We start from the raw sequence: 25,188 nt of genomic DNA, 5'->3' as shown, positions 1-25,188 counted from the left end.
CATGAAAAATTTAATAAAACATATCACTTTTATACTACTGCTAGTTAGTGTATCGGCATGTAATACAGAGTATTTAGATCCTAATTCTACACTAGAACCTGATGTGGTAAATAATACCGATAATTTAATCGAATTACTGAATGGTGTTCAAAAAAGATGGAGTTCTGACCGTAGTGGAGCTGTGTATACTTACACAAGTATATCGGGGCTTAACACTGGGGAATTACGATTACTAAATCCAGGAAACCTAGGAGAAGCTGAGATTGATTTAGGAGGGAATAATGTAAACGGAGGTAATGAACTACTCATAAACATTTGGACCAATATCATGCTCTGCAGAAAAGAAGCTACAACCGTAATTGAAGCGGCTGACGTAGCTACTGATGATACTCAAATTGCCAACTCATTAAAAGCATATGGATTGTTTTACAGAGCATTATCTCACGGAACCTTAATACAGTACTTTGAGCAGTTTCCTTTGGAAATAATAGAAAATGGTACTTTTTCTACTAAAACTATTGTTTTAGATAACGCCATTGCAGATTTAACTGAAGCAAAAAGTTACATAAATTCTGGTTTATCAACTTCGGTTACCGCAGGAGTGTTTGATTCTGTAGATTTAGAGAATTCTGTTAATGCATTGTTAGCACGTTTTAATTTGATGAATGGTGCTTATTTAGCTGCTATAGATGCTGCAAATGAAATAGATTTAACAGTATCCTCTACTTGGGAGTATGATGCTTCAGTACCCAACCCCTTAGCATTTTGGTTTGGCTCACAAAATGTTACTCAGGCTAAAGATTTGACCTTTGGTTTACCCTCCGATTTATTACCGGATAATGATGACGAACGTGTCTCTTTTTATGTTACGGCCGAAGACTTAAATGCGGCTAATCCAGATTACCAAGCTGTTGGCTTTTTTCTGAATAACCTGGATGAAATTCCTGTATACCTTCCTGGAGAGATCCTCTTAATTAAAGCAGAAGCCTATGCTAGAGAAGATGATTTGACCAATGCAGTAATAGAGCTAAATAAAGTTTTAACAAAAACTGCCGCTACTGATGCTTTTGGCTTAGGAGCTAATCTACCCGCATATGCAGGCGCATTGACCAAAGAAGCCATACTAGACGAAATATACAGAAATAGAAGAGTAGAATTATATTTAACTGGACTTTCTTTAGAGGATTCGAGAAGGTTTAATAGACCTGGGGCTACAGCTGCGGATGCAGAACGCAATAGGGACTATTACCCTTATCCTAATTCTGAGAGAGATAATAATACCAACACTCCAGATAATCCTACTTCATAATAATAATTAGTGTTTTGTGAGTTGATTTTTAAAGATGCCCAGTCACAACCTAGTTGTGCTGGGTTTTTTAAAAAATTAGAATACCTTAGCTTAGCTTATAAATCATGGAATGAATAAAATAGCATTATTAATACTATTCTTACTACTTACCTCCTGCGCTTCTCGCAAGTCTAAATTACCAGAGAAAGAATTTAGAGGTTTTTGGGTGGCTACGGTTGTCAATATCGATTGGCCAAAAAATGGAACTGATGCCATAGAGAAGAAAAAAGAAGATTTTCTAAAAATATTAGACTTTTACGATGAGCTTAATTTTAATGCGGCCATCGTTCAAATACGAACTGCTGGAGATGCTTTTTATCCTTCTGATTTTGCTCCTTGGTCTGCATACTTAACAGGAAAACAAGGTCTCGCACCAAATACCGACGAAAACATTTTAGCATGGATGATTGCTGAAACACATGAAAGAGGTATGGAATTTCACGCTTGGCTAAATCCATACAGAGCAACATTTGATTTGAAAACCAACCTTTTAGATAAACAGCATGACTTTTTTTTGCATCCGGATTGGATGTTAAAATATGGTAAGAAGTACTATTACAACCCAGGAATACCTGAGGTACAAGACCATATGACTGCCATCATCCAAGAAATTGTTACAAACTATACTATAGATGCTATTCATTTTGATGATTATTTTTATCCTTATAAAATAGCCGACGAAATTTTTGATGATACAGAGACTTTCAACACTTACAAACTGCCCCAACAAACTTTAGAGGATTGGAGACGAAGCTCTATAGATTCTCTAATTCAAAAAGCTCATCTGGCTATAAAAAAAGAAAAACCTTGGGTACAATTTGGTGTTAGTCCATTTGGTGTATGGAAAAATAGCACTACAGACCCCAGAGGATCTGAAACTCAAGCAGGACAAACCACATATGATGACCTTTACGCTGATCCATTACTATGGATGCAAAAAGGTTGGACAGATTATATTATTCCACAGGCTTATTGGAGCATAAGTCTACCTGTAGCATCACACAAAACAATTATGGAATGGTGGGCAGAAAACACTCTAAATACTAATCTATACATGGGCAACGGTCCTTATAAAATAAGAAATAACAGTGATAAGGCATGGGATCATAAAAAAGAACTCCCAAATCAAATTAAACTAGGTAGAGCAACTACAAACATACAAGGAAATGCCTTTTTCAGCGCAAAAAGCCTTATGAATGATCATGAGGATATTGTGAAAATATTAAAAAAGAAATATTACCAACAGATCGCTTTAAATCCCAGTACAACTAACCAAATTACCCGTACCATCAATACTCCAAAAATAGAGCGTATAGTTCTTGAAAATGCTGTTGCAAACGTTTACTGCAGTAACTTAGAGGACTATAGATATGCTTTGGTGTATGACGTTAAAAAAACCAAAGATCCAATAATCAAATTAACAAAGTTAGTCAGTGCTAAAATTCCGCTTTCCTTAAATTCTTTAGTGCTTCCTAAAAACCTGATAAAAAAGAAAACGGCTTTAGTTTTTATCAATAAATTCGGACAAGAATCACTACCTATTATTTTAAATTTAGACCAAACAATACAGCATGATTAAAAAAGACAAAGGAGCATGGGCTTGGGTACCTATTTTATATTTTACACAAGGGTTACCTTATGTTTTAGTGGTAACGGTTTCTGTCATCATGTACAAAAAGTTAGGCGTCAGTAATGAAGATATTGGTTTATATACCAGTTTACTATACCTTCCATGGGTTTTAAAACCATTCTGGAGTCCGTTAGTCGATTTAAAAAGCACTAAGCGAAATTGGTTTCTAGGCATGCAATTGCTTATTGCCTTGGCACTTTTCGGTGTAGGCCTAAGTATTCCTACCAATATGTTTTTCACCACTACCCTAGCCTGTTTTTGGATGGCTGCTTTTGCATCAGCAACTAATGATATAGCATCAGATGGGTACTATATGTTGGGATTAACCGAAAAAAAACAATCCTTTTTTGTTGGTCTAAGAAGTACTTTTTACCGCCTTGCGATGGTTACCGGAGAAGGACTAATTGTTTTTGGAGCAGGATTTTTAGAAGAAAAATATGGCGATTCTGCCAAAGCTTGGAGTATAACCATGACCGCTACAGCGGTATTAATGCTTGCATTAACAGTTGCTAACTTTTTTGCAAGTCCCAAATACGAATCGGCCACAGAAGAGCACCTTGAAAAACCGGAAGGTTTCCTAGAGATTTTCAAAAGCTTTTTTAAAAAACCACAAATAGGTATTGCTTTGGCATTTATTCTTACCTATCGATTGGGGGAATCACAGTTGGTAAAAATGTCTTCTCCTTTTCTACTCGATACTGTTGAAAAAGGAGGCTTAGGCTTTACTACAAAAGAACTAGGAATTGTCTTAGGAACCATTGGAGTTGTAGCCCTTACGGTGGGCGGTATCTTAGGCGGAATACTTATTTCTAAAGATGGGCTAAAAAAATGGATGCTCCCCATGGTATTATCCTTAAACGTGCCTAACTTTTTCTACGCTATTCTTGCGGTAACAAAAACCACTAATATTGTCGCCGTATCTGCTACCATTGTATTGGAAAAATTTGGATACGGATTTGGTTTCGCAGCCTTTCTTATGTACTTAATTTATATCGCTAGCGGAAAATCTAAAACCTCTCACTATGCTATTGCAACAGGATTTATGGCATTAGGAATGATGCTCCCTGGAATGATTAGCGGATTTATGCAAAGTTGGCTTGGCTACGGCGGATTCTTTATTTGGGTAGTCATAGCGGCGCTTCCCTCTTTATTTTTATTGAAATATTTAAAATATCCGGCAGATTTCGGAAAAAAAGATGCCTTAGAACATGAATAACATGATCAGTTATCACAACGCTACAACAGCACTTTCTATATCAGAAAAAGTAGGGCAGTTTTTTATGCCTGCTGCATTCATCAATGACACGGAAGAAGAAATTAAACGAATAGAAAAAAGCATTTTAGAGGATGGTATCGGAGGCTTATGCTTTTTTCATAGTCGCGCTAGTGCCGCAACAAATTTTGAGGGACAGAAAAAAATTGTCTACAATGAGAATAGCTTTCAAACCTTAAAAAAACTAATCCAACGCTATCAAAACATAGCAAAATATCCACTTTTAATTAGCATAGATGCAGAGTGGGGCTTGGCAATGCGTATTGAAAATACACCGCAGTATCCTTATGCCATTACCTTAGGTGCATTACAACATAATGAAGATTTAATTTTTACACTAGGTAAACAAATAGCTAACGATTGCAAAGCCGCAGGAATCCATTGGAATTTAGCTCCCGTAGTAGATATTAATAACAATGCCAACAATCCTGTTATTGGTTACCGTTCTTTTGGTGAGAACAAATTTTTGGCAACCTTAAAAGCAGCAGCTTTTATCAAAGGCACAGAAATAGAGGGCGTACTTACCTGCATCAAACATTTTCCTGGCCATGGTGATACCGCTGTAGATTCACACTTAGGGTTGCCATTAATAGATAAATCTAAGGAAGAACTCATAAAGAATGAATTGTTTCCTTTTCAACAATTGATTCATGAAGGGGTAGATAGTATTATGGCGGGGCACTTATCTATTCCTGCTTTAGCAGATGGAGATACGATCCCCTCTAGTTTATCTAAAAAAATGTTGAAAGATCTATTGCGGGGTGAAATGAAATTTAAAGGGGTTGTTATTTCTGATGCCTTAAATATGCATGCTGTAGCTATGAATTACCCAACCAAAGGAGCATTAGAATGGGTAGCTTTTGATGCCGGTAATGATGTATTATGTTTTTCAGAGAATGTAACCGCAGGGGTACAAACCATTTTACAAAATGCTACCGCAGTACAAATTGAAGAAAGTTTCAAGCGGATTTGGGCATTAAAAGAAAAAGCAATCAAGAAGAACAGTGAAAAGATCGAGTTATCCGATGCTGCTCCTTTAAATGCGTTAATTGCAAAAGAAAGCCTAACGCTTTACAAAGGCGGATTGGCTGATTTCAAATCACAAAAATTCATCGGAATAGCATTGGGCGCAACAAAACATACTTTCTTTAATAGTATTGCTAAAGAACTAAATTTTGATACCATTGAAAGCATTCAAGATGCATCACAAGTATCTGCATATGATCATGTTTTGATTGCCTTATATCCGCCAAAGGCGAAACCTGCCAATTTATTTGATCTTACTGAAGAAGATATTGCACTTATACAGACACTTATGGCAACAAAAAATGTAATACTCTATCTTTTTGGAAATCCATACGTATTAAATCATATATCTATAGAAAAGGCAAAAGCTGTAATAATTGCTTATCAAAATTTTGAGGTGTTTCAAGAAAATGCTGCGCAGCATTTTCTAGGAAAACATACCGCAGAAGGAAAAATACCTGTTGCCATTAAAAACAAACTTTAAGATGAAAATATTTAAAATTATAGGGGTAATGTCTGGCACTTCTTTAGACGGTTTAGACTTAGCCTATTGCCATATCTGGGAAGCAAATAATACCTGGCAGTTTGTTATACAGGCCACTAAAAATGTTCCGTATACTCCGGAAATGGAGTTAAAACTTAAAGATGCCATTTTCTTGCCTGCGACAGAACTATTAGAATTTCATAACACTTACGGTACTTGGCTAGGCCAACAAGCAAAAGCCTTTATTGAAGAACGTAATTTAGCGGTAGATTATATTGCTAGCCATGGCCATACGACGCATCATCAACCACAAAGGGGACTTACCTATCAAATTGGATCTGGACAGCATATTGCCAATGAAAGTGGAATTGAAGTTATATGTGATTTTAGAACAAATGACGTCGCGCTAGGTGGTCAAGGAGCACCATTAGTACCTATTGGAGATCAATTACTATTTCATGCTTATGACTTTTGCTTAAACCTTGGCGGCATTAGTAATGTTTCTTTTAACCTTGATCAAAAAAGAGTAGCCTACGATATAGGCCTTGCCAACATGGGACTCAACTACCGCACTAGAAAGGCTGGTTTTGCATATGATGACGGGGGTAAATTAGCCAGAAAAGGCAAGGTTAACCAGCCAATGCTTAAAGCGCTTAATAGTTTAGAATTTTATGATTTACCTTTTCCAAAATCTATTGGGTATGAATGGTTTGTTGAAAAAGTAAAGCCTATTATAGATGCTACAGACGATACAATTGAAAATATTCTGCACACCTCGGTACTACACGTTTGCGAAAAAGTTGCGGCAGATATCCTTCAAAATACTACGAAACCAAAAAGTACTTTATTAGTTACTGGAGGGGGGGCTTTAAACACTTTTTTAATTGAAAAGCTACAAGAAAAGCTAGGTGATACCGTAGAAATCGTTATCCCTTCACAAACAATTATAGCCTATAAAGAGGCCTTAATTTTTGCCTTAATGGGCGTGCTTCGTATCCAAAAACAAACGAATGTATTGTGTTCTGTGACGGGAGCCAAAAAAGATTCTTGTAGTGGCGTAATGTACCTACCAAGTTAAAATTTTGCCTATTATCATGTATATAAACTAATATCTTAAGATATTTATAAATAATTAAAGCTCAATTTCATTAAAATACATTTATTAATTAAATTTATAACTTAAAAAACTCCCCAAGGTTATAGTGGTACTTTTTTGCTGAATAGCTGTTCATAAACTATCGGGCATTGTAACATATAGTTCAGACCTAACCATAAAACATACAAATACGCAAAGACTGAAAACCCCAAAAGTGTAATAAAAAATTAAAATAGGCAGTGCAATGAGTAATTATCACATCAAACATTTAGAAGAATATTTTCAAGTCTATAGAAAATCTGTCCGCAATCCTGAAGCTTTTTGGGAGGAAATAGCCGAAGAGCATTTTTTATGGCGTAAAAAATGGGACAAAGTATTAAGTTGGGATTTTTCTAAACCAGAAGTAACATGGTTTGAAGGGGCACAACTAAACATTACAGAGAATTGCATTGACCGACATTTGGCGACAAGAGGAGAGAAAACAGCCATTATTTTTGAACCCAATAACCCGGAGGAAGAAGCGCAGCATATTAGCTATTATCAATTACACGATAAGGTTTGCCGTATGGCCAATGTATTGAAAGAAAAGGGTATACAAAAAGGAGATCGGGTATGTGTGTACTTGCCTATGATTCCAGAATTAGCGGTTACTATTCTTGCATGTGCAAGAATTGGCGCCATACATTCTGTCGTGTTTGCCGGCTTTTCTTCCAATGCTTTAGCTACCAGAATAAATGATTCTGATTGTAAAATAGTAATTACTTCAGACGGTTCTTATCGCGGGAATAAATCAATAGATTTAAAAGGAATCGTAGACAAAGCTTTAGAAGAATGTCCTGGTGTAGCCCATGTATTAGTAGCAAAACGCACCAAGAGTACTATTGAAATGAAGAATGGTCGTGATGAATGGCTACAACCTCTTTTAGATGCCGCTTATGGCGACTGTGTGCCCGAAATTATGGATGCTGAAGATCCATTATTTATATTATACACCTCTGGCTCTACTGGGAGACCTAAAGGGATGGTACATACTACGGGAGGCTACATGGTCTATACCGCTTACACTTTTAAAAATGTCTTTCAATACCGCGAAAATGATGTGTATTGGTGTACAGCAGATATCGGTTGGATTACGGGACACTCTTATATCGTGTACGGCCCATTAGCCAATGGCGCCACTACGGTCATGTTTGAAGGGGTACCCTCCTATCCAGATTTTGGTCGTTTTTGGGAGGTCATAGAAAAACATAAAGTTAATCAGTTTTACACGGCTCCTACTGCTATTCGCGCTTTAGCAAAACAAAATCTAGAGTTTGTAGAAAATCATGATTTATCTAGTTTAAAAGTATTGGGCTCTGTAGGAGAACCTATAAATGAAGAAGCTTGGCATTGGTATAATAACAACGTAGGGAAAAAGAAAAGTCCCATTGTAGATACTTGGTGGCAAACAGAAACAGGGGGAATTATGATTACTCCTATTCCCTACGTAACCCCTACTACACCTACATATGCTACCTTGCCTTTTATAGGTATACAACCGGCATTAATGGATGAAGAAGGCCATGAGATCATGGGCAACCAAGTAGAGGGCAGGTTGTGTATTAAATTCCCTTGGCCTTCAATGGCAAGAACTATTTGGGGAGATCACGACCGCTATAGAGATACTTATTTTACGGCTTATAAAAATAATTACTTTACCGGCGATGGTGCGCTACGCGATGCTGTAGGTTATTACCGAATTACAGGGCGTGTAGATGATGTTATTATTGTTTCTGGACACAATCTAGGAACAGCACCAATTGAAGATGCTATAAACGAGCATCCAGCGGTAGCAGAATCTGCTATTGTAGGTTTCCCACATGATGTAAAAGGGAATGCCCTTTACGGTTATGTTATTCTAAAAGAAACTGGGGAAACTAGAGATCGCGATAATTTAAGAAACGAGATTAACCAGCAAATCACAGAACATATTGGTCCTATTGCTAAGTTAGATAAGATTCAGTTTGTTTCCGGTTTACCAAAAACTCGAAGCGGAAAAATTATGCGTCGTATTCTACGTAAGATTGCAAGCAATGATGTTTCTAATTTAGGAGACACGAGTACCTTACTAAACCCAGAAGTGGTTCAAGAAATTATTGACAACGTGGTTTAAAGAACAATTTTTAAAAAACTATTAACAAGTAAATACCAGTATATTTTTGGCTATGTGTTACATAAAGCGCATAGCCAAAAATTTATGCCGTGCAGCTGAAGTTTTATCTTTTTTTTCTGCAAAAACAAGATTTATCAATGTTAACATTTCTTTATTATAGCGGTGTCATATTTACCATTTTTAGTCAAGCTTTTACCTTTTAGAACTTTGCACCTATCGCGATCTTTGTTTAAAAAATAACTTATGAGCGATGTAGCAAAATGCCCCACTTGCGGTAGCATTTCTAAAATAAAGGAAAAAGACGGTCACATTACGTATTCTGCAGTTCAGGATGAAGAGGCTTTAAAAAAAATTGGTCAGCTTAAAAAAGCTATGGAAAAATTTAAACAGAAAGCTGAAGCCTTAGAAAAAGAAGTTCAAGAATTGAAGGCCTTAAATTAAAATGAGGTTTATAAAAAAGAACTATGGCTGGTTTATCGTAACTGTTTTAGCCATTCTCCCTTTATTTATTTTAGCAAATTTCTTAGAAGTTGAATACGCATCAGGTTTTGCCGTCAGCTTAAAAGAAAGCGCTGAAAACAGTGACCAAAGCACTATAGAACTATTGTATCACATTTCTGGAGAATTTGCTATACGATGGATGACGGCCGTACTTAGTTGCACCCCATTTTTTATTCTATTTGGGGTTACCAATCTTTATGTACGACAAGCCATGGGTATTGCAACGGCCATTTGGAGTATTATTCATTTTATAATTTTTTGTGCTGCGGAAGGGTTTCTTGAAACGTTCACACAAGTAAATTATATGGCGGGGTTTCTAGCCGTGTTGTTATTAGTACCTCTTTTAGTTACCTCAAACAGAAAAGCTATGAGACGGCTAAAAAGCAAATGGAAAAAGCTTCAGAGTTTGGCATATATCATTGTACTATTAAGCATTTTACACGTCGCTATTTTAGATAAAACATGGATTATCTACGCCATCATTGTAGGCTTAGGTTTTATACTCCGAATACCTCTTATCAAAGCATCAATTATAGCATTTAGAAAAAGAAGGTTAGAATAGCGTAACTTAAACATAAAATTACATCATATGAAAATAGCAGTTACCTCAGCAAGCGGACAATTAGGTGCTTCCATAGTAAATCATCTCATTGCATTAGTAGGAAAAGATCAGGTTATTGGTATAGCAAGAACCCCAGAAAAAGCGAAGCATTTAGGGGTAGAAATTAGAAAAGGGGATTATAATAATAGAGAAGATTTTAATAAGGCCCTTCAAGGCGTATCTACCGTACTACTAGTTTCTGGAATGGACGAGCCTCAGAAAAGAATAGCGCAACATCAAAATGTCATTGAAGCTGCAAAAACTCAAGGTGTTCAAAAAATTGTATATACGAGTATCATTGGTAGTGAAGACAAAAATGCTTTCAGTCCCGTCGTTCAAAGTAATCGACAGACTGAAGAAGACGTTAAAAACTCTGGACTTCATTGGGTGATTGGAAGAAACGGAATATACATTGAACCCGACTTAGAGTATCTACCAACCTACCTAAAAGAAGGTGAAATAAGCAATTGCGCGGCAGACGGCAAGTGTGCTTATACAAGTAGAGAAGAATTAGGGTATGGATATGCCCAAATGTTAACGGAAGAAAAGCACAATGGCCAGATTTACAATCTTATTGGAGAAGCAGTAACACAAACACAACTTGCCGAAGCCATTAATACCATTTACCACACCCATCTAACCTACACGGCTGTATCTGTTGCTGCGTATGCACAAGAAAGAAAAAAAGCTTTAGGAGATTTTATGGGAACTGTCATTGCAGGTATTTATGAAGGCATAAGAAATGGCGCCAATGATGTTCCTTCAGATTATGTTAGAGCAGCTGGAAGATCCCATAAATCGCTCTTAAAAATGATAGAAAACTACTCGCAAAATCACCCTCAAAAATAAAATAGATCCTCGTGAGCATTTTAGAACGTATTTTAAAAACCGTAGTATTAGACGAAGCTATTATCACAGAAAAAGTTGCACTTTCTAAGACTGCTTTTAAAATTAGACTTCAAAGTGATAGCATTAAAAATATAAGTTTTATCCCTGGCGCTTTCCTGCGGTTAGGAATAGGCATTGGCAAAGAAGAATTGTCCATGAACGATAAAATTAGAAGCTATAGCATATGGAATATTAATAGCTCCAGTGGCTATCTAGACCTAGCAATTGCCACCCATAGTGGAGGTATCGGAAGTAAATGGGCTATAGAGTGCCAAGAAGGAGATGCTGTGTATTACAAGTTAAAAAAAGGAAATTTTATAGCGGATGCTACTGCCGATAGTTACCTTCTGATAGGAGACCTTTCTGCACTTTCTCACCTCTATGTGATTAATAGAGCTGTTGGAGCAGACAAACAGATAGCTAGCATACTATATAACATCCCAAAAAATGAATTTTTTCCTGATATTGACGGAAACTATCCTTTTGAAGTACAAGAGTTACTGCAAGTATCAACTGAAGAAATTATTGCCAAAATTAAGGACATAGCACCTACACTAAAAGGCTATCAAATGGTATACATTGCTGGTGATAGTAGGGTTTGCATTGCGGCACATTCTTTCTTCAAAAATGAACTAGGATGGAATCCAAAACAGATAAAAACAAAACCTTTTTGGAATCCCGATAAAAAAGGATTGGAGTAATCTTTATACGAAGAATCAAACGAAATTTTCTGCACTTTGCTATCCGTATTTGTCCTGAAGCTCATCTCATAAAACTTCTTAGAATGGCCCCATAATACATCTAATTGACGTAAATTAGAGCGCCATCTGAAGGAATACATTATGAAGGACATGAAAGTAGTTACATTTATAAAAGCGGTTTTAGAACAGATGCCAAAAGCATGGTTGACCACAACCACGCACCGATTAGATATCTACGACGAAAAATTGGCTAAAACTGAATTTTTAATACAATTTGAAGCCTTATTTCAAGCTAATATGGCAAGTCCTTCTGCTTTAGAGGCATTACCTACGGCCTATGATTACATCCGTTTAGGACACCCATTATCTTGTGTTTTAGAATGGACTATTGCCAAATTACACAATTTAAAATCAGAAAATGTCATCAGTTTTTCGTCGAAGACTATGCCAATACTTGCCATTCTGAGAAAAAATCTACTAGCACACAAAAAAACTAGGATTGTATTCTTAGGAGCACTCCCCTCTTGTTTTGATGCGGAGCTTATAAAAAATGTTTACGGATATACTTTTGAGTTCACCAACATTAAAACTGTAGCAGAAATAACTGCTTTTGAAGGCAGTACAATCTTGCTGGCAGAGCAGGAATTAGGCACAACAATTAGCCATCCAAATATCGATTTCATTGTTAGTCTTCATGCAGAACTGGGGAGTATACTCGTAGTACACGACAAAAAAAATGAAGCTTATATTTCAGACATACAGCATGTAAGAAGAAGAGAAACTATTGCGATGACGCCATCAAATTCTCTTAAAGCATTAAAGGCGCTGGTCGCTAAAGCTCCCTTAGAAAATAGTACAAGTATCGTTGCTAAAAATAAAGCAGAAGTTCTCCAATTAATTGCGAGCGTTACAGGTACTACCTCTAAAGCCTTGGTTGCCTCTAGTGGGCTTTCCATTCAATATGCTATTATGATGGGGCTGGTTGATGATGCCCAAGCCAAACACCCGGGAAAACTGATCAAATTTATCGTGCCACCTAATTGTTATGGCGGAACAAATGACCAAGCTAGGCGTGTTGCTGCTTGTCTTGACAATGTTGAAGTAGTAGATTTACCTGTAGATGGTGGTCATAATATGATACATAGTATTGATGCTATTTTAGATGATCTTGCAAAAAAAGATGCAGTACCTTATATCATAGCAGAAATCCCTACAAACCCCAGAGTAGAAGTTCCTGATCTTCAACAATTAAAGGCTGTTTTAACAAAGGAGCGCAAAACCGCAACTGGAGGCATTGCTATAGATCCCGTTTTTATTTTAGATCAAACTTTTTGTCCGAATGTGCTCTTCTTAGGAGAAGGTAAAATTCTATCTTCTGTTAGAACCATTTCGTATGTTAGCGGCTCAAAATTTCCTAGTGGTGGTCAATGTACGGCGGGTTATTGCGTAGCTAACGTCAAATCTGATGCGCTGCTTGAAAAAATAGAAAGACATCTCATGTTGTGTGATAATGAAGCCACGCGACTTCAATATAAACTATTGGCTACTCAGCTGCCTTCTATGAATCAAAGAATTAGTGCTGCCTATAAAAATACACGCGAATTTGTAAATTTTATACAAACGACTTTACCAGCCGCTAAAATAAATTTTGTCTCAGAAGCATTAGCTGCCCAAGGGTTTACGCCTTCTGTTTTTTCATTAGACTTACCTACCAAAGGAACTACGGATAAAGAAAAGGAAGATTATAAGAGAGCGTTAAATTTGAAATTAATCAATTTGATGATTACCGAAATCCCTGACGAAAGTAAGTTTTGTGTCAGCTACGGACAATTAAAAGGTTGTTATTGGACTGTACCTGCTACTTCTACCCAAGGGACTACTAAAGAGGGGGACAAAGACTACATTGTTAGGGCGTCTCTTTCTCCTGATTTAGATTTACAACGTCACAAAGAAGTGTTTTTAAAATTCGTAAAAAGTATATAGCCTTACGAATACTTGCAATATAACAGAACCTAGTGCCTATTAACAAATCACTATTTAGAAACTACTAGCATATACAAAATTCCATGGATCGTATATTTCAAGTCGTCTATAAAATCTTAAAATGATTTCTGAAATCTCGGGTCTTACCTATCATGAGGTAAACATAATTGTATATTATATGGTAGTCCCTACGCTCTTCATCTTTCTTATCAGTAAGATCCTTAAATCAAAATAATTGCTTATTGGGTTTATCATCTTTCAATTATTTGTTGTTTTCGTAATTCCTGATTTTGAGAAGTTTGCTACGACGTTATTTGAAGGGTCTGTTAATTTTCTAAATTCTTTTTCTCAAGTGGGCCTAAATTATGTACAGGCCTCTGTTGTTATTTGTGTAATTATACCTACTGCAATACTAGCTGCATTAATGTATTGGAATAAGAAAATAACTCGCAACTAAAAACCATTAAGATTGTTCACTTATAGTCTTCGCTAGATAGATTGCATCTTTTGATACACCTCCTAAGGTTGCAGAACCACGCGTATACATCCATGGCAGACCAATAAAGTAAAGTCCCTCTATATTACTTACACCCCTGTAATTCTTAGGATAATTATTTGCATCTAATTCTAAGCCTTCTATCCATTTAAAATTGGGCCTGTACCCTGTAGACCAGATTATATTTTTAATACTTGAAATTTTCTTAGATTCAAAAATAATTTCTTCTTTTAATGCATCTTTTGTTCTCCCTACTGGGATAACATTTTCCCTTGAAAGAATTTCTTTTACATCTGTACCGATAACCGGTTGTTTAGAAGCATTAATTTTTTTTCCAATCCAACTATACTTAGTATAACTCAAGAACCCAATGAAGGTAAACCACCACCATATTGTTTTTCCTAGAAATTGCTGCGGAATTGATTTTACGGTAGTATCTCCGGAAAAATAAACCGTTCTACTTTTATCTTTAGAGAGTTCGTTTAAAATTTGATATCCAGAATCGCCACCACCCACTACTAAAGCATCTCCTTCTTGTAATTGACTCACTTCTTTGTAGTAATTACTGTGCATTTGCAGAATTCGATCTGAAACCTTGGTATGACAAGGGGGCGTATAAGGAATATGAAAAGGTCCTGTGGCTATAATCACATTATTGGCCTGAATAACCCCATCTTTATGTGCTACAGAAAAACCTTTATCGGTCTTACGTACCGCCGTTATTAAGGTGTTTAATTGTACGGGAATATTGAATTTCTTTACGTAGGTTTTAAAATAATTGGCCACTTCAAATTTCGTAGGGTAATGGCCTTTGGGCGCATCAAATTTTAACCCAGGTAGGTGATTGTATTCTGTAGATGTAAATAGTTTTAAAGAATCCCATCTATTTAGCCAAGAAGCTCCAATTTCTTCTTCACCATCTACCACTAAAAAGTTTTTGTTTATTTGCTGTAAATGGTACCCCATGGCCAAGCCTGCTTGTGCTCCTCCTATTACAACATAATCTAACTTAGTATTACCCATTAAAACTTATTACAAATTAAGCCGCAAAAGTAACCATACTGAGATGAAATCTATAGGTATAATGTCCTTATAAAATAGAAAAGAGCACCAACAGCGCTACCTACCTACGAACATTTTAGATGTCAAAATTCCAAAATTTATTATTTGGCAAAGAGGCTACGAAGGTTTTAGTTTCCTTAGAGCCCTCTATTTGATAAGTTAATTTCCAAGCATGAAGTCCTACCGATAGCGGAAAATAGGTTTGATCTGATCCATATTTTTCATCGCCGATAATCGGTATTCCAAGATGGGCTAATTGTGCTCTAATTTGATGAAACCTTCCTGTTTTAGGTTTTACTTCTAACAGATAACCAAAGTCGTTTTTAGCCATAAGTTTATAACTAAGGTTACAATCTAGCGACTGTTTTGATTTTACAGCGACAATATCAGCCCTTTTTTCTAGGTTGTTTTTTACTAAAAAATTGATCAAAACACCGGTATCTTTTGCGGGTTTATCTTTTACAATTGCCAAATATGTTTTCTGAACTTTTCGGCTACTAAACAATTCATTAAAGGCCACTAAGACCTTTTTTTTCTTTGAGAAGATTAATACCCCGCTGGTAACTCTATCTAAGCGATGAATGACACCTATATACTGTTTTGATTTACGCTTCACTAAGTGCGCAAAAACCTGATCTTCCATCGTATTATTTTCATACTGGTTTTTTTCACTGATGTACCCTGCCGCTTTATTCACAACAATATAATCGTTGTTCTCTTCTATTACTTCTAAATTTGGTAATGACATGCTAATTATTACTTGATAATTTATGTATTTCTGTCTATCTTTCTGATGAACGGGTAATTTCAGTATATATATGGGTTAACACCCATAATTCTACTTCCTCTAACGTGCGCCAATGTTGCGTTCTCTTTGTTTTATCTGAGGCTACTTTTACTGATTTTTTATAGCACTTCTCCAATTGAAACCTTCCACCATTTGCTAGTTCCATTTCTACAGGATGCTCTTTTGTTGCTGCTGTTATTTGTCCTAAGTTTGAAAATAAGACCACTAGCTTACCTTGGGGTAATAGCTGTTTTTTTGCTGCTGTAAAAAAGTCTGAGAACAGATTTTTAGGATAATAAATAGCTTCATCAATGCGGTCTAAATTATCTGCTTGCGGCAACCAAGGCGGATTAAAAACAATAAGTTCTGTCTGTTTTTCAAATTTCCCAAATAATGAACCCTGGTCTAAGGTTATTTTTCTAGACAATTTTGTAGTGCCCATAAACTCTGTTAACCCAACAATTGCATTAGGATTGGTATCCGTTCCGAAAACATTTTGAAAACCATACTTAATCATTTGAAGCGATAATATACCACTGCCTATTCCAATATCTATCGCAGATTTTTTAGCGCCATCATAGCGTTTTAACCACTGATCAAAAAGTAATAAATGATCAAAACGCGTTGGAAAATAAACGCCGTAATACGGATGCATTTTATTTCTCAATACGGGAACCGAAATTCCGTTTTTATACCATTGCCAAGCACTATTTAATCCTTGTACTTGAGGCAAAGGTAATAGAAAATCACTTATTTCTAGATACAACTTTTCTAACCAACCAATAGACGGTGCTTTTTTTACCGTCAATTTATGAGCGACAATTTCTACTAGAATTAGATTGGATAGTTTTTGGTACGCAGCACGAAATTCGCGTTGTTCTTGAAAAGAATCATTTGGAAACTTTTTTTGAAGATAATGTTTTAATTCTTTTAGAAGAACGAGTCCATTACTATAAAAAGCTGTTATAAGCACAGGATTACCTGATTCTAGCGTTTTAATTGTGCGCTTTATATCCGTTGCTCTATGAAATAATTCTAATGATGTTTGTATTACAATAGGCTCTGGCTTGCTAATCTTTATAGCTGTGTTCATAGTTAAAATTTAAAGTGTGTACGGACTAATGTTTACTCAATTATGCCTGTAATAAGAAAGGAATGCGTGAGGGATTGCAGTGTAAATCCCGCAGCCCGATTCCGATGTTTCGGGAGCGGTGCGAGGAATTGAAACGAAAAGCCCGACCTTACTGCTGATCTTTTTTCAGCAGTAAGGTCACGCCCGAGCCAGAAAAGACAAAAACAACAAAATGCCCTTTTGCTTTCTATTAGGATAGGGATATCTTTTCTTTTGATGATATCATCTAAGAATTAGGTCTTATGTAAGGACCGTCTTGTCTATAGTAAAAATGCTTTGATATAAACCATGCTTTTTTTTTGAATTGAAACGAATTGCAGACCAATGACATTAGCAATGCGTAAGATTAAAAACTATTAAATAGTTACTTACTAGCAATCAGGCATTAAGTTGGCCACTAGCGTTTCATAAATCAAAATAAGGGCTCATAAAAAAAGCCACAGCAATTCGCTCAAGTGAAGCGAAAGGATAAATAATACACTGCAAATATACCCTATTGAATCTCTATTCAGGATAGAATAGCAAAGTATGTAGAAATAGCTGTGCAACTTTAAAAAAACGATGCTCCTGAACTTAAAATATAGGCCTAGTCTCTATGCTGTTTCATGTAAAGTTGACTTCTGATCTATTCCTTTGATTTGATTAAAAAAAGAATCGCCACTAAATCATATTCACAATAATTAGAGCTAAAAAACTAGCTTCTTAAATCTACTTCTGATGTAGATACATTATTTTTACTGTACAATACCAATGTATGAAAAATACCATATCACAACGAGTTGCGGATTTCTTAAAAAACTTTCCTCCTTTTAACGGACTTAAAGATGACGATTTACAGCACTTATCAGAGCAGATAACGATCATATACCAGGAGAAAGACAGTATCATTTTTACGGAGAAAGAGCTAGGTCATGATCACTTCTATGTAATACACAAAGGTGCTGTTTCCTTATCTAGAAAAACAAACAACACTATTGTAGACATGTGTGATGAGGGCGATATCTTTGGTCTACGGCCTTTGATGGCCAATGAAAATTATGAGTTAGAAGCTAAAGCGCATGAAGAAAGTATTCTTTATGCGATTCCCATCGCTATTTTTAAACCTTTGGCCTTACACAACACCGCGGTAGGTAATTTTCTAATTGAAAGTTTTGCATCGAATACTAGAAATCCCTATTCTAAAAACCACCGTGGAAAACTATACAGTGATAGTACTGAATCTGATAAAAACACGTCTGAATTACCGCTTGTAGATTTACAACCGGTGCATTACTCTAAAAAAATTATTTCTTGCGGACCACGTACTACGGTAAAAAAGGCTGCCGAAATTATGACCACCAAGCGCGTTGGAGCTATTGTTATTGTTAAAGACCTTTTACCTATCGGAATTATTACCGATAAAGATTTACGGAATAAAATTGTTACGGGAGACTACCCTATTACAACGGCTGTGAGTAAAATTATGACTACTCCTGTGATTACATATCCTAAAAACCTAACTATTACCCAGGCTCAAATGGCCATGATGAAAAGTAACATTAGTCATTTATGCCTAACGAAAGATGGTACGGTAGACACGAAGTTAGTGGGTATCCTTTCTAAGCATGATATAATGGTGGCCTTAGGCAACAATCCTGCCGTATTAATTAAGGCTATTAAAAGAGCTAAAAAAGTAAAACATCTTAAACCGGTACGAAAAAGTATCATGGGGCTCTTGCAGGGCTATTTAGCTTCTAATATTCCCATGACTTTAATCACTAAAATTATATCTGAATTAAATGATGCTTGCCTGAAGCAAGTGATTAAAATATCTTTAGAAAAAATGGAAACCAAGCCTCCAGTTAAATTTGCTTGGTTAACCTTAGGCAGTCAAGGACGTAGTGAGCAGATGCTACATACAGATCAAGACAATGCTTTGATTTTTGAAGATGTCTCTGAAGAAATGCTACCAAAAACTACCACGTATTTTCTAGCTTTTTCTACTTTGGTTACCCAAGGATTAAATGAAATAGGCTATGAATACTGCCCTGCAGAAATGATGGCTTCAAATCCGCAATGGTGTTTAAGTTTTAGTGAATGGAAGAAAACAACCTCCCATTGGATTATAAACCCTGGTGTTGATGAAGTGCTACTTTCTTCTATCTTTTTTGATTATAACCTAGTGTATGGTGATGTTAGTTTGGTTGCCGGACTCTCTGAACATATCTTTTATACGGTTAAAAAGTATCCTATATTCTTTGTTCACTTAGCAAAAGGAGCACTACAAAACCCTTCTCCTACAGGATTCTTTAGAAAATTTCTTGTAGAACAAGATGGGGCGCATAAAGATACTTTTGATGTTAAAAGTAGAGCTTTGCGGCCATTAACAGATGCAGCACGTGTTCTGATATTATCTCATTCTATAAAATCTATAAACAATACCGCAGAACGGTTTGAAAAGCTCGCAGAATTAGAACCTAATAATAAAGAAATTTACATGGCCTGTTCTTATGCCTCTAAAGCTTTATTAAAATTTAGAACCAAGCAAGGATTGGCAAATAATGATTCTGGGCGTTATATCGCATTAAACAACTTGAGTAAAGAAGAAAAGATAAAACTGAAGCGTACTTTTAAAACTATCAAGGAAATTCAAGAACTTGTAACCTTAAGATTTCAATTAAAATCCATGTAATGTTTCAATTTTTTAAAAAAAATAAGGCTGAGCTTCCTCAATTCTGGAAAGACTACGAATTAAAATTTAAGGATAAAATGTCTGACGACTTAGAGGATAAAACCTTTTGTGTCTTAGATACTGAAACCACCGGTTTTGATTATTCTAAAGATAGGATCTTATGTATTGGTGCCATCAATCTAAGACAACGCCGCATTGAGATCAAAGATGGGTATGAAGTATTTATAGTTCAGCAGGTATATGGCAAAGATGCAGCGCCTATTCACGGGATTCTTAAAAATAGCCTTATCCCTAGACTATCAGAACTAGAAGCCTTAGAACAGTTTGTGAATTATGTCGGAAATAGCATCATTATTGCGCACCATGCTATTTTTGACTTAAACATGATAAACAATGCGCTACTAAGAAATGGATTGCCGGAACTTAAGAACACCTATCTAGATACGTCTCATCTGTATAAAAAAACGATTATAAAATCAAATCTCATTACGAAAAAAGAGCACTATACTTTAGATGAATTGGCAGACAAATTCACCATTTCTAAAAAAGATAGGCATACTGCTATGGGAGATGCTTATATCACGGCTATCTTGTTCCTGAAAATTTTAAACAAACTTCAGGAAAGCGGAAAAAAAGTAACGCTTAAGGATCTTTTAAAATAGGCGGAGCTAAAATTCAGAATCCGCTAAAAGAAGATTAGAAATATCACAAATATCGATAATGTGTAAAAAATATAGATTAAACACATGGTTTTAAGAAAATTTTACTATTTTCATCAAACAAACCTCCGACCAAATGAAAAATACACATAAAATTAAGAGTCTAATCTTCTTAGTCGCATTTATAGGTACTGCATTATATTACAATGCCTCTCAAAAAAATGAGTCAGACCCTACTATAAAAAACACCGAATATCAGAGCAATAAAAAAGAGCTTACCTTAAAAAAAGATAAGCTCATTACAGCTGTTTATTCTAAAAACTAAACAAGTACCTTACTTATTTGTCTAAATAGGCTAAAATATTGGCTTCAATTCGTTCTTGAATTGCGGTGATGTCTGCTTTATGAAATTGTTCTCCTACAATATTTTCGTAGAGCTCTATATAGCGATCCGAAACTGTGGTGATATAATCATCACTCATTACAGGTACTTTTTGCCCTTCTAATCCTTGAAAGTCATTAGAGATTAACCACTGACGCACAAATTCTTTAGAAAGTTGTTTCTGTGATTCCCCTTTTTGTTGGCGTTCTTTATAGCCTTCTAAATAAAAGTAGCGCGAAGAATCTGGTGTATGTATTTCATCTATCAATACAATTTTACCGTCTTTTGTTTTTCCAAACTCATATTTAGTATCTACTAAAATTAAGCCTCTTTTTTCGGCTATTTCTGTTCCACGTTGAAAAAGTGCTTTGGTATATTGCTCTAGGATGTTATAATCTTCTGCAGATACAATTCCTTTTTTCAAAATATCTTCTCTAGAGATATCTTCATCATGATCGCCCATTTCTGCTTTAGTGGCAGGAGTAATGATCGGTTCTGGAAATTTATCGTTCTCAATTAAGCCTTCTGGTAAAGCTACGCCGCAAATCATTCTTTTCCCTGCTTTATATTCCCGCGCTGCATGTCCGGACATATATCCACGAATCACCATTTCTACTTTAAAAGGCTCACAAGCGTGACCAATGGCCACATTGGGATCTGGCGTTGCTAATAACCAATTAGGAACAATATCAGCCGTGTCTGCCATCATTTTAGTAGCAATCTGGTTTAGAATTTGACCTTTGTAAGGAATTCCTTTAGGCATCACCACATCAAAAGCAGAAAGTCTATCGGTGGCAATCATCACCATAATATCATTCTCTAAGGTATATACCTCTCTTACTTTTCCTTTATAAATACTAAGCTGCCCTGGAAAGTTAAAATTTGTATCTGTAATTGTATTGTTCATGCTGTGATTAAATGCGTTGACTATTAGTATGTTTTTAGATTGAACTTAATTTTGGTGTTCTAATCCTTTATATGCTTCGATAACTTTTTTAACCAATTTATGGCGAATAACATCTTTATCATCTAAATGTATAATAGAAATTCCTTCGACATTTTGTAAGACTAACAATGCTTCTTTAAGCCCCGAAACGGTTCTTCTCGGCAAATCTATCTGACCGGGATCTCCTGTAATTAAAAACTGTGCATTTTTACCCATTCTTGTTAAGAACATTTTCATCTGGGCATGCGTTGTATTTTGGCCTTCGTCTAAAATAACAAAAGCATGATCTAAAGTTCTACCACGCATAAAAGCCAATGGAGCAATTTGTATGGTACCATTCTCTATATACAAAGCTAGTTTTTCTGGAGTAATCATATCTCGTAACGCATCATAAAGCGGTTGCATATACGGATCTAATTTTTCTTTTAAATCTCCTGGTAAGAAACCAAGATTTTCCCCTGCTTCTACCGCCGGACGTGTTAAAATAATCCGTTTCACCTTTTTATCTTTCAACGCTTTTACGGCGAGTGCTACTCCAGTATACGTTTTTCCGGTACCTGCAGGTCCTATAGCAAAAACCATATCTGTTTTACGAACTGCATCTACCAATTTACGTTGGTTAACGGTTTGTGCTTTTATCAGACGCCCACTTACACCATGAACAATTACTTCGCCACTACTTTCAGATGAGGATAGATCATCTTTAGGAGTACTCATTAGTAAACGTTCAATACTGTTCTCATCAAGTTTATTATACTTAACGTAGTGCTCTGTAAGCATCTTAAAGCGCCTGTCGAACTCTTCTAATAGTTCATCATCGCCATAGACTCGTATTTTACTTCCTCGTGCTACAATTTTTAGCTTTGGAAAATACTTTTTTATCGCGTCTATATTTTCATTTTGCTGTCCAAAAAAATCTCTAGGACTAATTTCTGTGAGTTCAATTAGTAGTTCTTTCAAAGAATATCGGATTTAATTACTTGCCTATTGAATATTAATTTTAGTTGCCTTAAAATTTGCGTAATTTTGTTAAACAAACTTAAGTAAAAATCAGTTTCATAAAGTAAAAAACATATTAACAGTCTTACATGGCAATAATTACATTAACTACTGATTTCGGATATAAAGACCATTTTGTTGGCGTTATCAAAGGCGCTGTATATTCAGAATTAGCCGATGCTAAAATTGTTGACATCTCTAATGAAATAAGTCCGTTTAACATTCCCGAATGTGCTTATATATTAAAAAATTCTTACAAGAGTTTCCCTAAAGGAACCATACATATTGTGGGGGTAGATTCTGAGCCAACCCCTGAAAATCAACACATTGCCATATTAGTTGATGGCCATTATTTTATCACTGCTAACAATGGCGTTATAGGTTTAATAACTTCAGAAATAACTCCAGAAAAGGTCGTAGAGATTAACATTCCTAATCCAGAACACGGATCATTTCCTGTATTAGATGTCTTTGTAAAAGTGGCCTGCCATATTGCTCGTGGCGGCACCTTAGAAGTTGTTGGTAAATTATTTAATAAATTAAAAGATATTCGCGAATTTGCCCCTAGAATTACAGAAAACGGTAACGGTATTGTGGGTAGTGTAATTTATATTGACAATTTTGGCAATGTCATTACGAATATTGAAAAGCATACTTTTGAAGCCTATAGAAAAGGAAGAGATTTTGTCTTAAACGCTCGAAATAAAAAAATAACTAAGATTTATAATAAGTATAGTGATATAATAAATTTTGATTTAGAGAAAGATAGACGCAATGGTCCTGGTGACCTTCTAGCACTTTTTAATTCCTCTAATTATATAGAATTAGCAATTTATAAGAGTGATTTAAATACGGTTGGAGGAGCTTCTACCCTACTAGGTTTAGATTATAGAGACACTATCACCATAGATTTTAAGTAAATTGTGCTGCATTTTACGGTACTTATAAACATTGAAAAAAAATAGAAAACTAGAAACTGGAAAAATGCAAATTTTATATTTAAAGATTTACATTGATTAACAGTAGGTTTAGACCCTTAAAGTAGATAATAATTGTGCTATATTTGTAGGGATTTGCAGGCCAATAACTGTTAATAAGTTTGTTTCATTAAAAACAACAATTAAAATATCTTTGTTTTTCTTGCGACAGTCTTAGTAATTAACAGAATTCAGTTTTTTAGTTATTAGTACAACGAGAGATATAAAGAGAAAATAAAACACATAAGGAATGAAATTTATAGTATCTAGCACGTATTTACTTAAACAATTACAAGTTTTAGGTGGCGTAATTAACAACAGCAATACCCTACCAATTCTAGATAATTTTCTATTTGATTTAAAACAAAACGAATTAATTGTTTCTGCTTCAGATTTAGAAACTACCATGAGTTCTGTATTAAACGTAGATTCTGACAATGAAGGTTTAATTGCCGTGCCTGCAAAATTATTATTAGATATATTAAAAACTTTTCCAGAGCAACCTTTAACTTTTGTTGTGGAAGACAACAATACGGTCGAGATCAGTTCTAATCATGGTAAATATGCTTTAGCCTATGCAGATGGTGCTGAGTTTCCTAAAGCGGTAGAATTGGCTAACCCTAGTTCTACGACAATCATAGGAGATATTTTAGCAACCGCTATTAACAAAACAATATTTGCTGCCGGAAATGATGATTTAAGACCTGTAATGAGTGGTATCTTTTTTCAGTTTTCTCCAGAAAGCTTAACGTTTGTAGCTACAGATGCCCATAAATTAGTAAAATACCAAAGAACAGATATTGTAGCATCTCAGGTTGCTGAATTTATCATGCCTAAAAAACCTTTAAATCTTTTAAAAGGGATTTTGGGAGGTAGTGAGTCTGACGTTACTATAGAGTACAATGAAAGCAATGCTAAATTTAGCTTTGAAAATACAGAACTTATCTGTCGTTTAATTGATGGTAAGTATCCAAATTACGAGGCGGTGATTCCTAAGGAAAACCCTAATGTATTGTCTATCTCTAGAAATCAATTATTGAGCTCTGTTCGTAGAGTTTCTATATTCTCAAATAAAACTACGCACCAAATCCGTTTAAAGATTGCTGGTGCAGAACTTAATATTTCTGCTGAAGATATTGATTACAGTAATAAAGCAGAAGAGCGTTTAACATGCTCCTACCAAGGTGATGATATGCAAATTGGTTTTAACTCAAGATTTTTAGTTGAAATGCTAGCGAACTTAACTTCTGATGATGTATCATTAGAAATGAGTTTACCTAATAGAGCTGGTATTTTAACTCCTGTAGATGGTTTGGATGAAGGAGAATTGGTAACAATGCTTGTTATGCCGGTAATGCTTAATAATTAATACCAACCAGATTTTTTTATAGAAA

General features: G+C 35.5%; 21 protein-coding genes. 16 read left to right on the top strand and 5 right to left on the bottom strand.

All coding sequences use genetic code 11. The features are described from left to right. The first annotated feature begins 1 nt into the window (after window position 1). The 11 genes from BLQ19_RS19275 (at window position 2) to BLQ19_RS19225 (ending at window position 13,683) form a co-directional block, all read left to right on the top strand. Window positions 2-1,309 (top strand): RagB/SusD family nutrient uptake outer membrane protein, encoded by a 1,308-nt coding sequence (locus tag BLQ19_RS19275; protein ID WP_074539422.1) that lies wholly within the window; start codon window positions 2-4, stop codon window positions 1,307-1,309. Between the two features lie 109 nt (window positions 1,310-1,418). Beyond that, window positions 1,419-2,927: a glycoside hydrolase family 10-like protein gene (locus BLQ19_RS19270; RefSeq protein ID WP_074539421.1), complete on the top strand. Its 1,509-nt coding sequence runs from the start codon at window positions 1,419-1,421 to the stop codon at window positions 2,925-2,927. Further along, entirely contained in the window at window positions 2,920-4,194 is a 1,275-nt protein-coding gene (locus tag BLQ19_RS19265) for an AmpG family muropeptide MFS transporter (RefSeq protein WP_029448907.1), read from the top strand. The genes BLQ19_RS19270 and BLQ19_RS19265 overlap by 8 nt, the downstream gene beginning before the upstream one ends. Then, complete coding sequence (locus BLQ19_RS19260) at window positions 4,187-5,761, top strand: glycoside hydrolase family 3 protein (protein WP_074539420.1); 1,575 nt, start codon at window positions 4,187-4,189, stop codon at window positions 5,759-5,761. The genes BLQ19_RS19265 and BLQ19_RS19260 overlap by 8 nt, the downstream gene beginning before the upstream one ends. Before the next feature lies 1 nt (window position 5,762). Then, window positions 5,763-6,839: an anhydro-N-acetylmuramic acid kinase gene (locus BLQ19_RS19255; RefSeq protein ID WP_074539419.1), complete on the top strand. Its 1,077-nt coding sequence runs from the start codon at window positions 5,763-5,765 to the stop codon at window positions 6,837-6,839. A 262-nt stretch (window positions 6,840-7,101) separates the two neighbouring features. Beyond that, complete coding sequence (acs, locus tag BLQ19_RS19250; protein WP_024480449.1) at window positions 7,102-9,009, top strand: acetate--CoA ligase; 1,908 nt, start codon at window positions 7,102-7,104, stop codon at window positions 9,007-9,009. A gap of 243 nt (window positions 9,010-9,252) precedes the next feature. After that, window positions 9,253-9,450 (top strand): hypothetical protein, encoded by a 198-nt coding sequence (locus BLQ19_RS19245; RefSeq protein WP_024480448.1) that lies wholly within the window; start codon window positions 9,253-9,255, stop codon window positions 9,448-9,450. A gap of 1 nt (window position 9,451) precedes the next feature. Further along, a complete protein-coding gene (locus BLQ19_RS19240; RefSeq protein WP_074539418.1) occupies window positions 9,452-10,072 on the top strand; it encodes a ferric reductase-like transmembrane domain-containing protein in 621 nt (206 codons plus the stop codon). Window positions 10,073-10,099: 27 nt separating this feature from the next. Then, on the top strand, window positions 10,100-10,960 hold the full coding sequence (locus tag BLQ19_RS19235) for an SDR family oxidoreductase (protein WP_074539417.1): 861 nt from the start codon (window positions 10,100-10,102) through the stop codon (window positions 10,958-10,960). An 11-nt stretch (window positions 10,961-10,971) separates the two neighbouring features. After that, on the top strand, window positions 10,972-11,700 hold the full coding sequence (locus BLQ19_RS19230) for an SIP domain-containing protein (protein ID WP_074539416.1): 729 nt from the start codon (window positions 10,972-10,974) through the stop codon (window positions 11,698-11,700). A 141-nt stretch (window positions 11,701-11,841) separates the two neighbouring features. Then, window positions 11,842-13,683: a PLP-dependent aminotransferase family protein gene (locus BLQ19_RS19225; protein ID WP_074539415.1), complete on the top strand. Its 1,842-nt coding sequence runs from the start codon at window positions 11,842-11,844 to the stop codon at window positions 13,681-13,683. Between the two features lie 463 nt (window positions 13,684-14,146). Here BLQ19_RS19225 and BLQ19_RS19215 read toward each other — a convergent pair whose 3' ends face one another. The 3 genes from BLQ19_RS19215 to BLQ19_RS19205 form a co-directional block, all read right to left on the bottom strand. Further along, on the bottom strand, window positions 14,147-15,202 hold the full coding sequence (locus BLQ19_RS19215; protein WP_074539413.1) for a flavin-containing monooxygenase: 1,056 nt from the start codon (window positions 15,200-15,202) through the stop codon (window positions 14,147-14,149). Window positions 15,203-15,317: 115 nt separating this feature from the next. Further along, a complete protein-coding gene (locus tag BLQ19_RS19210) occupies window positions 15,318-15,989 on the bottom strand; it encodes an RluA family pseudouridine synthase (RefSeq protein ID WP_074539412.1) in 672 nt (223 codons plus the stop codon). A 34-nt stretch (window positions 15,990-16,023) separates the two neighbouring features. Next, window positions 16,024-17,121: a methyltransferase gene (locus BLQ19_RS19205; protein ID WP_074539411.1), complete on the bottom strand. Its 1,098-nt coding sequence runs from the start codon at window positions 17,119-17,121 to the stop codon at window positions 16,024-16,026. Window positions 17,122-17,914: 793 nt separating this feature from the next. Here BLQ19_RS19205 and BLQ19_RS19200 point away from each other — a divergent pair. The 3 genes from BLQ19_RS19200 to BLQ19_RS19190 all read left to right on the top strand — a co-directional run bounded on the left by BLQ19_RS19200 (window position 17,915) and on the right by BLQ19_RS19190 (window position 20,815). Next, window positions 17,915-19,831: a DUF294 nucleotidyltransferase-like domain-containing protein gene (locus tag BLQ19_RS19200; protein ID WP_074539410.1), complete on the top strand. Its 1,917-nt coding sequence runs from the start codon at window positions 17,915-17,917 to the stop codon at window positions 19,829-19,831. Then, on the top strand, window positions 19,831-20,493 hold the full coding sequence (locus tag BLQ19_RS19195) for a 3'-5' exonuclease (protein WP_074539409.1): 663 nt from the start codon (window positions 19,831-19,833) through the stop codon (window positions 20,491-20,493). The genes BLQ19_RS19200 and BLQ19_RS19195 overlap by 1 nt, the downstream gene beginning before the upstream one ends. Window positions 20,494-20,626: 133 nt before the next feature. Further along, on the top strand, window positions 20,627-20,815 hold the full coding sequence (locus BLQ19_RS19190) for a hypothetical protein (protein ID WP_024480437.1): 189 nt from the start codon (window positions 20,627-20,629) through the stop codon (window positions 20,813-20,815). A gap of 13 nt (window positions 20,816-20,828) precedes the next feature. Here the strand turns inward: BLQ19_RS19190 and BLQ19_RS19185 are convergent, their stop codons facing one another. Continuing rightward, window positions 20,829-21,779: a phosphoribosylaminoimidazolesuccinocarboxamide synthase gene (locus tag BLQ19_RS19185; protein ID WP_074539408.1), complete on the bottom strand. Its 951-nt coding sequence runs from the start codon at window positions 21,777-21,779 to the stop codon at window positions 20,829-20,831. A 45-nt stretch (window positions 21,780-21,824) separates the two neighbouring features. Further along, window positions 21,825-22,778, bottom strand: coding sequence for a PhoH family protein (locus tag BLQ19_RS19180; protein WP_024480435.1), 954 nt, complete (start codon window positions 22,776-22,778; stop codon window positions 21,825-21,827). A gap of 128 nt (window positions 22,779-22,906) precedes the next feature. On the opposite strand from BLQ19_RS19180, the gene BLQ19_RS19175 reads away from it, so the two are divergent. Together BLQ19_RS19175 and dnaN are read left to right on the top strand one after the other, a co-directional pair. After that, window positions 22,907-23,737 carry an SAM hydrolase/SAM-dependent halogenase family protein gene (locus BLQ19_RS19175; protein WP_074539407.1) on the top strand — a complete coding sequence of 277 codons (831 nt, stop codon included), beginning with the start codon at window positions 22,907-22,909 and terminating at the stop codon, window positions 23,735-23,737. A 307-nt stretch (window positions 23,738-24,044) separates the two neighbouring features. Then, on the top strand, window positions 24,045-25,163 hold the full coding sequence (gene dnaN / locus BLQ19_RS19170) for a DNA polymerase III subunit beta (protein WP_024480433.1): 1,119 nt from the start codon (window positions 24,045-24,047) through the stop codon (window positions 25,161-25,163). Window positions 25,164-25,188: the final 25 nt, after the last annotated feature.

The sequence above is a fragment of the Cellulophaga baltica genome, from assembly GCF_900102165.1.
GTDB classification, from domain to species: Bacteria; Bacteroidota; Bacteroidia; order Flavobacteriales; family Flavobacteriaceae; genus Cellulophaga; species Cellulophaga baltica.
This window is presented reverse-complemented; position numbering and strand designations above follow the sequence as displayed.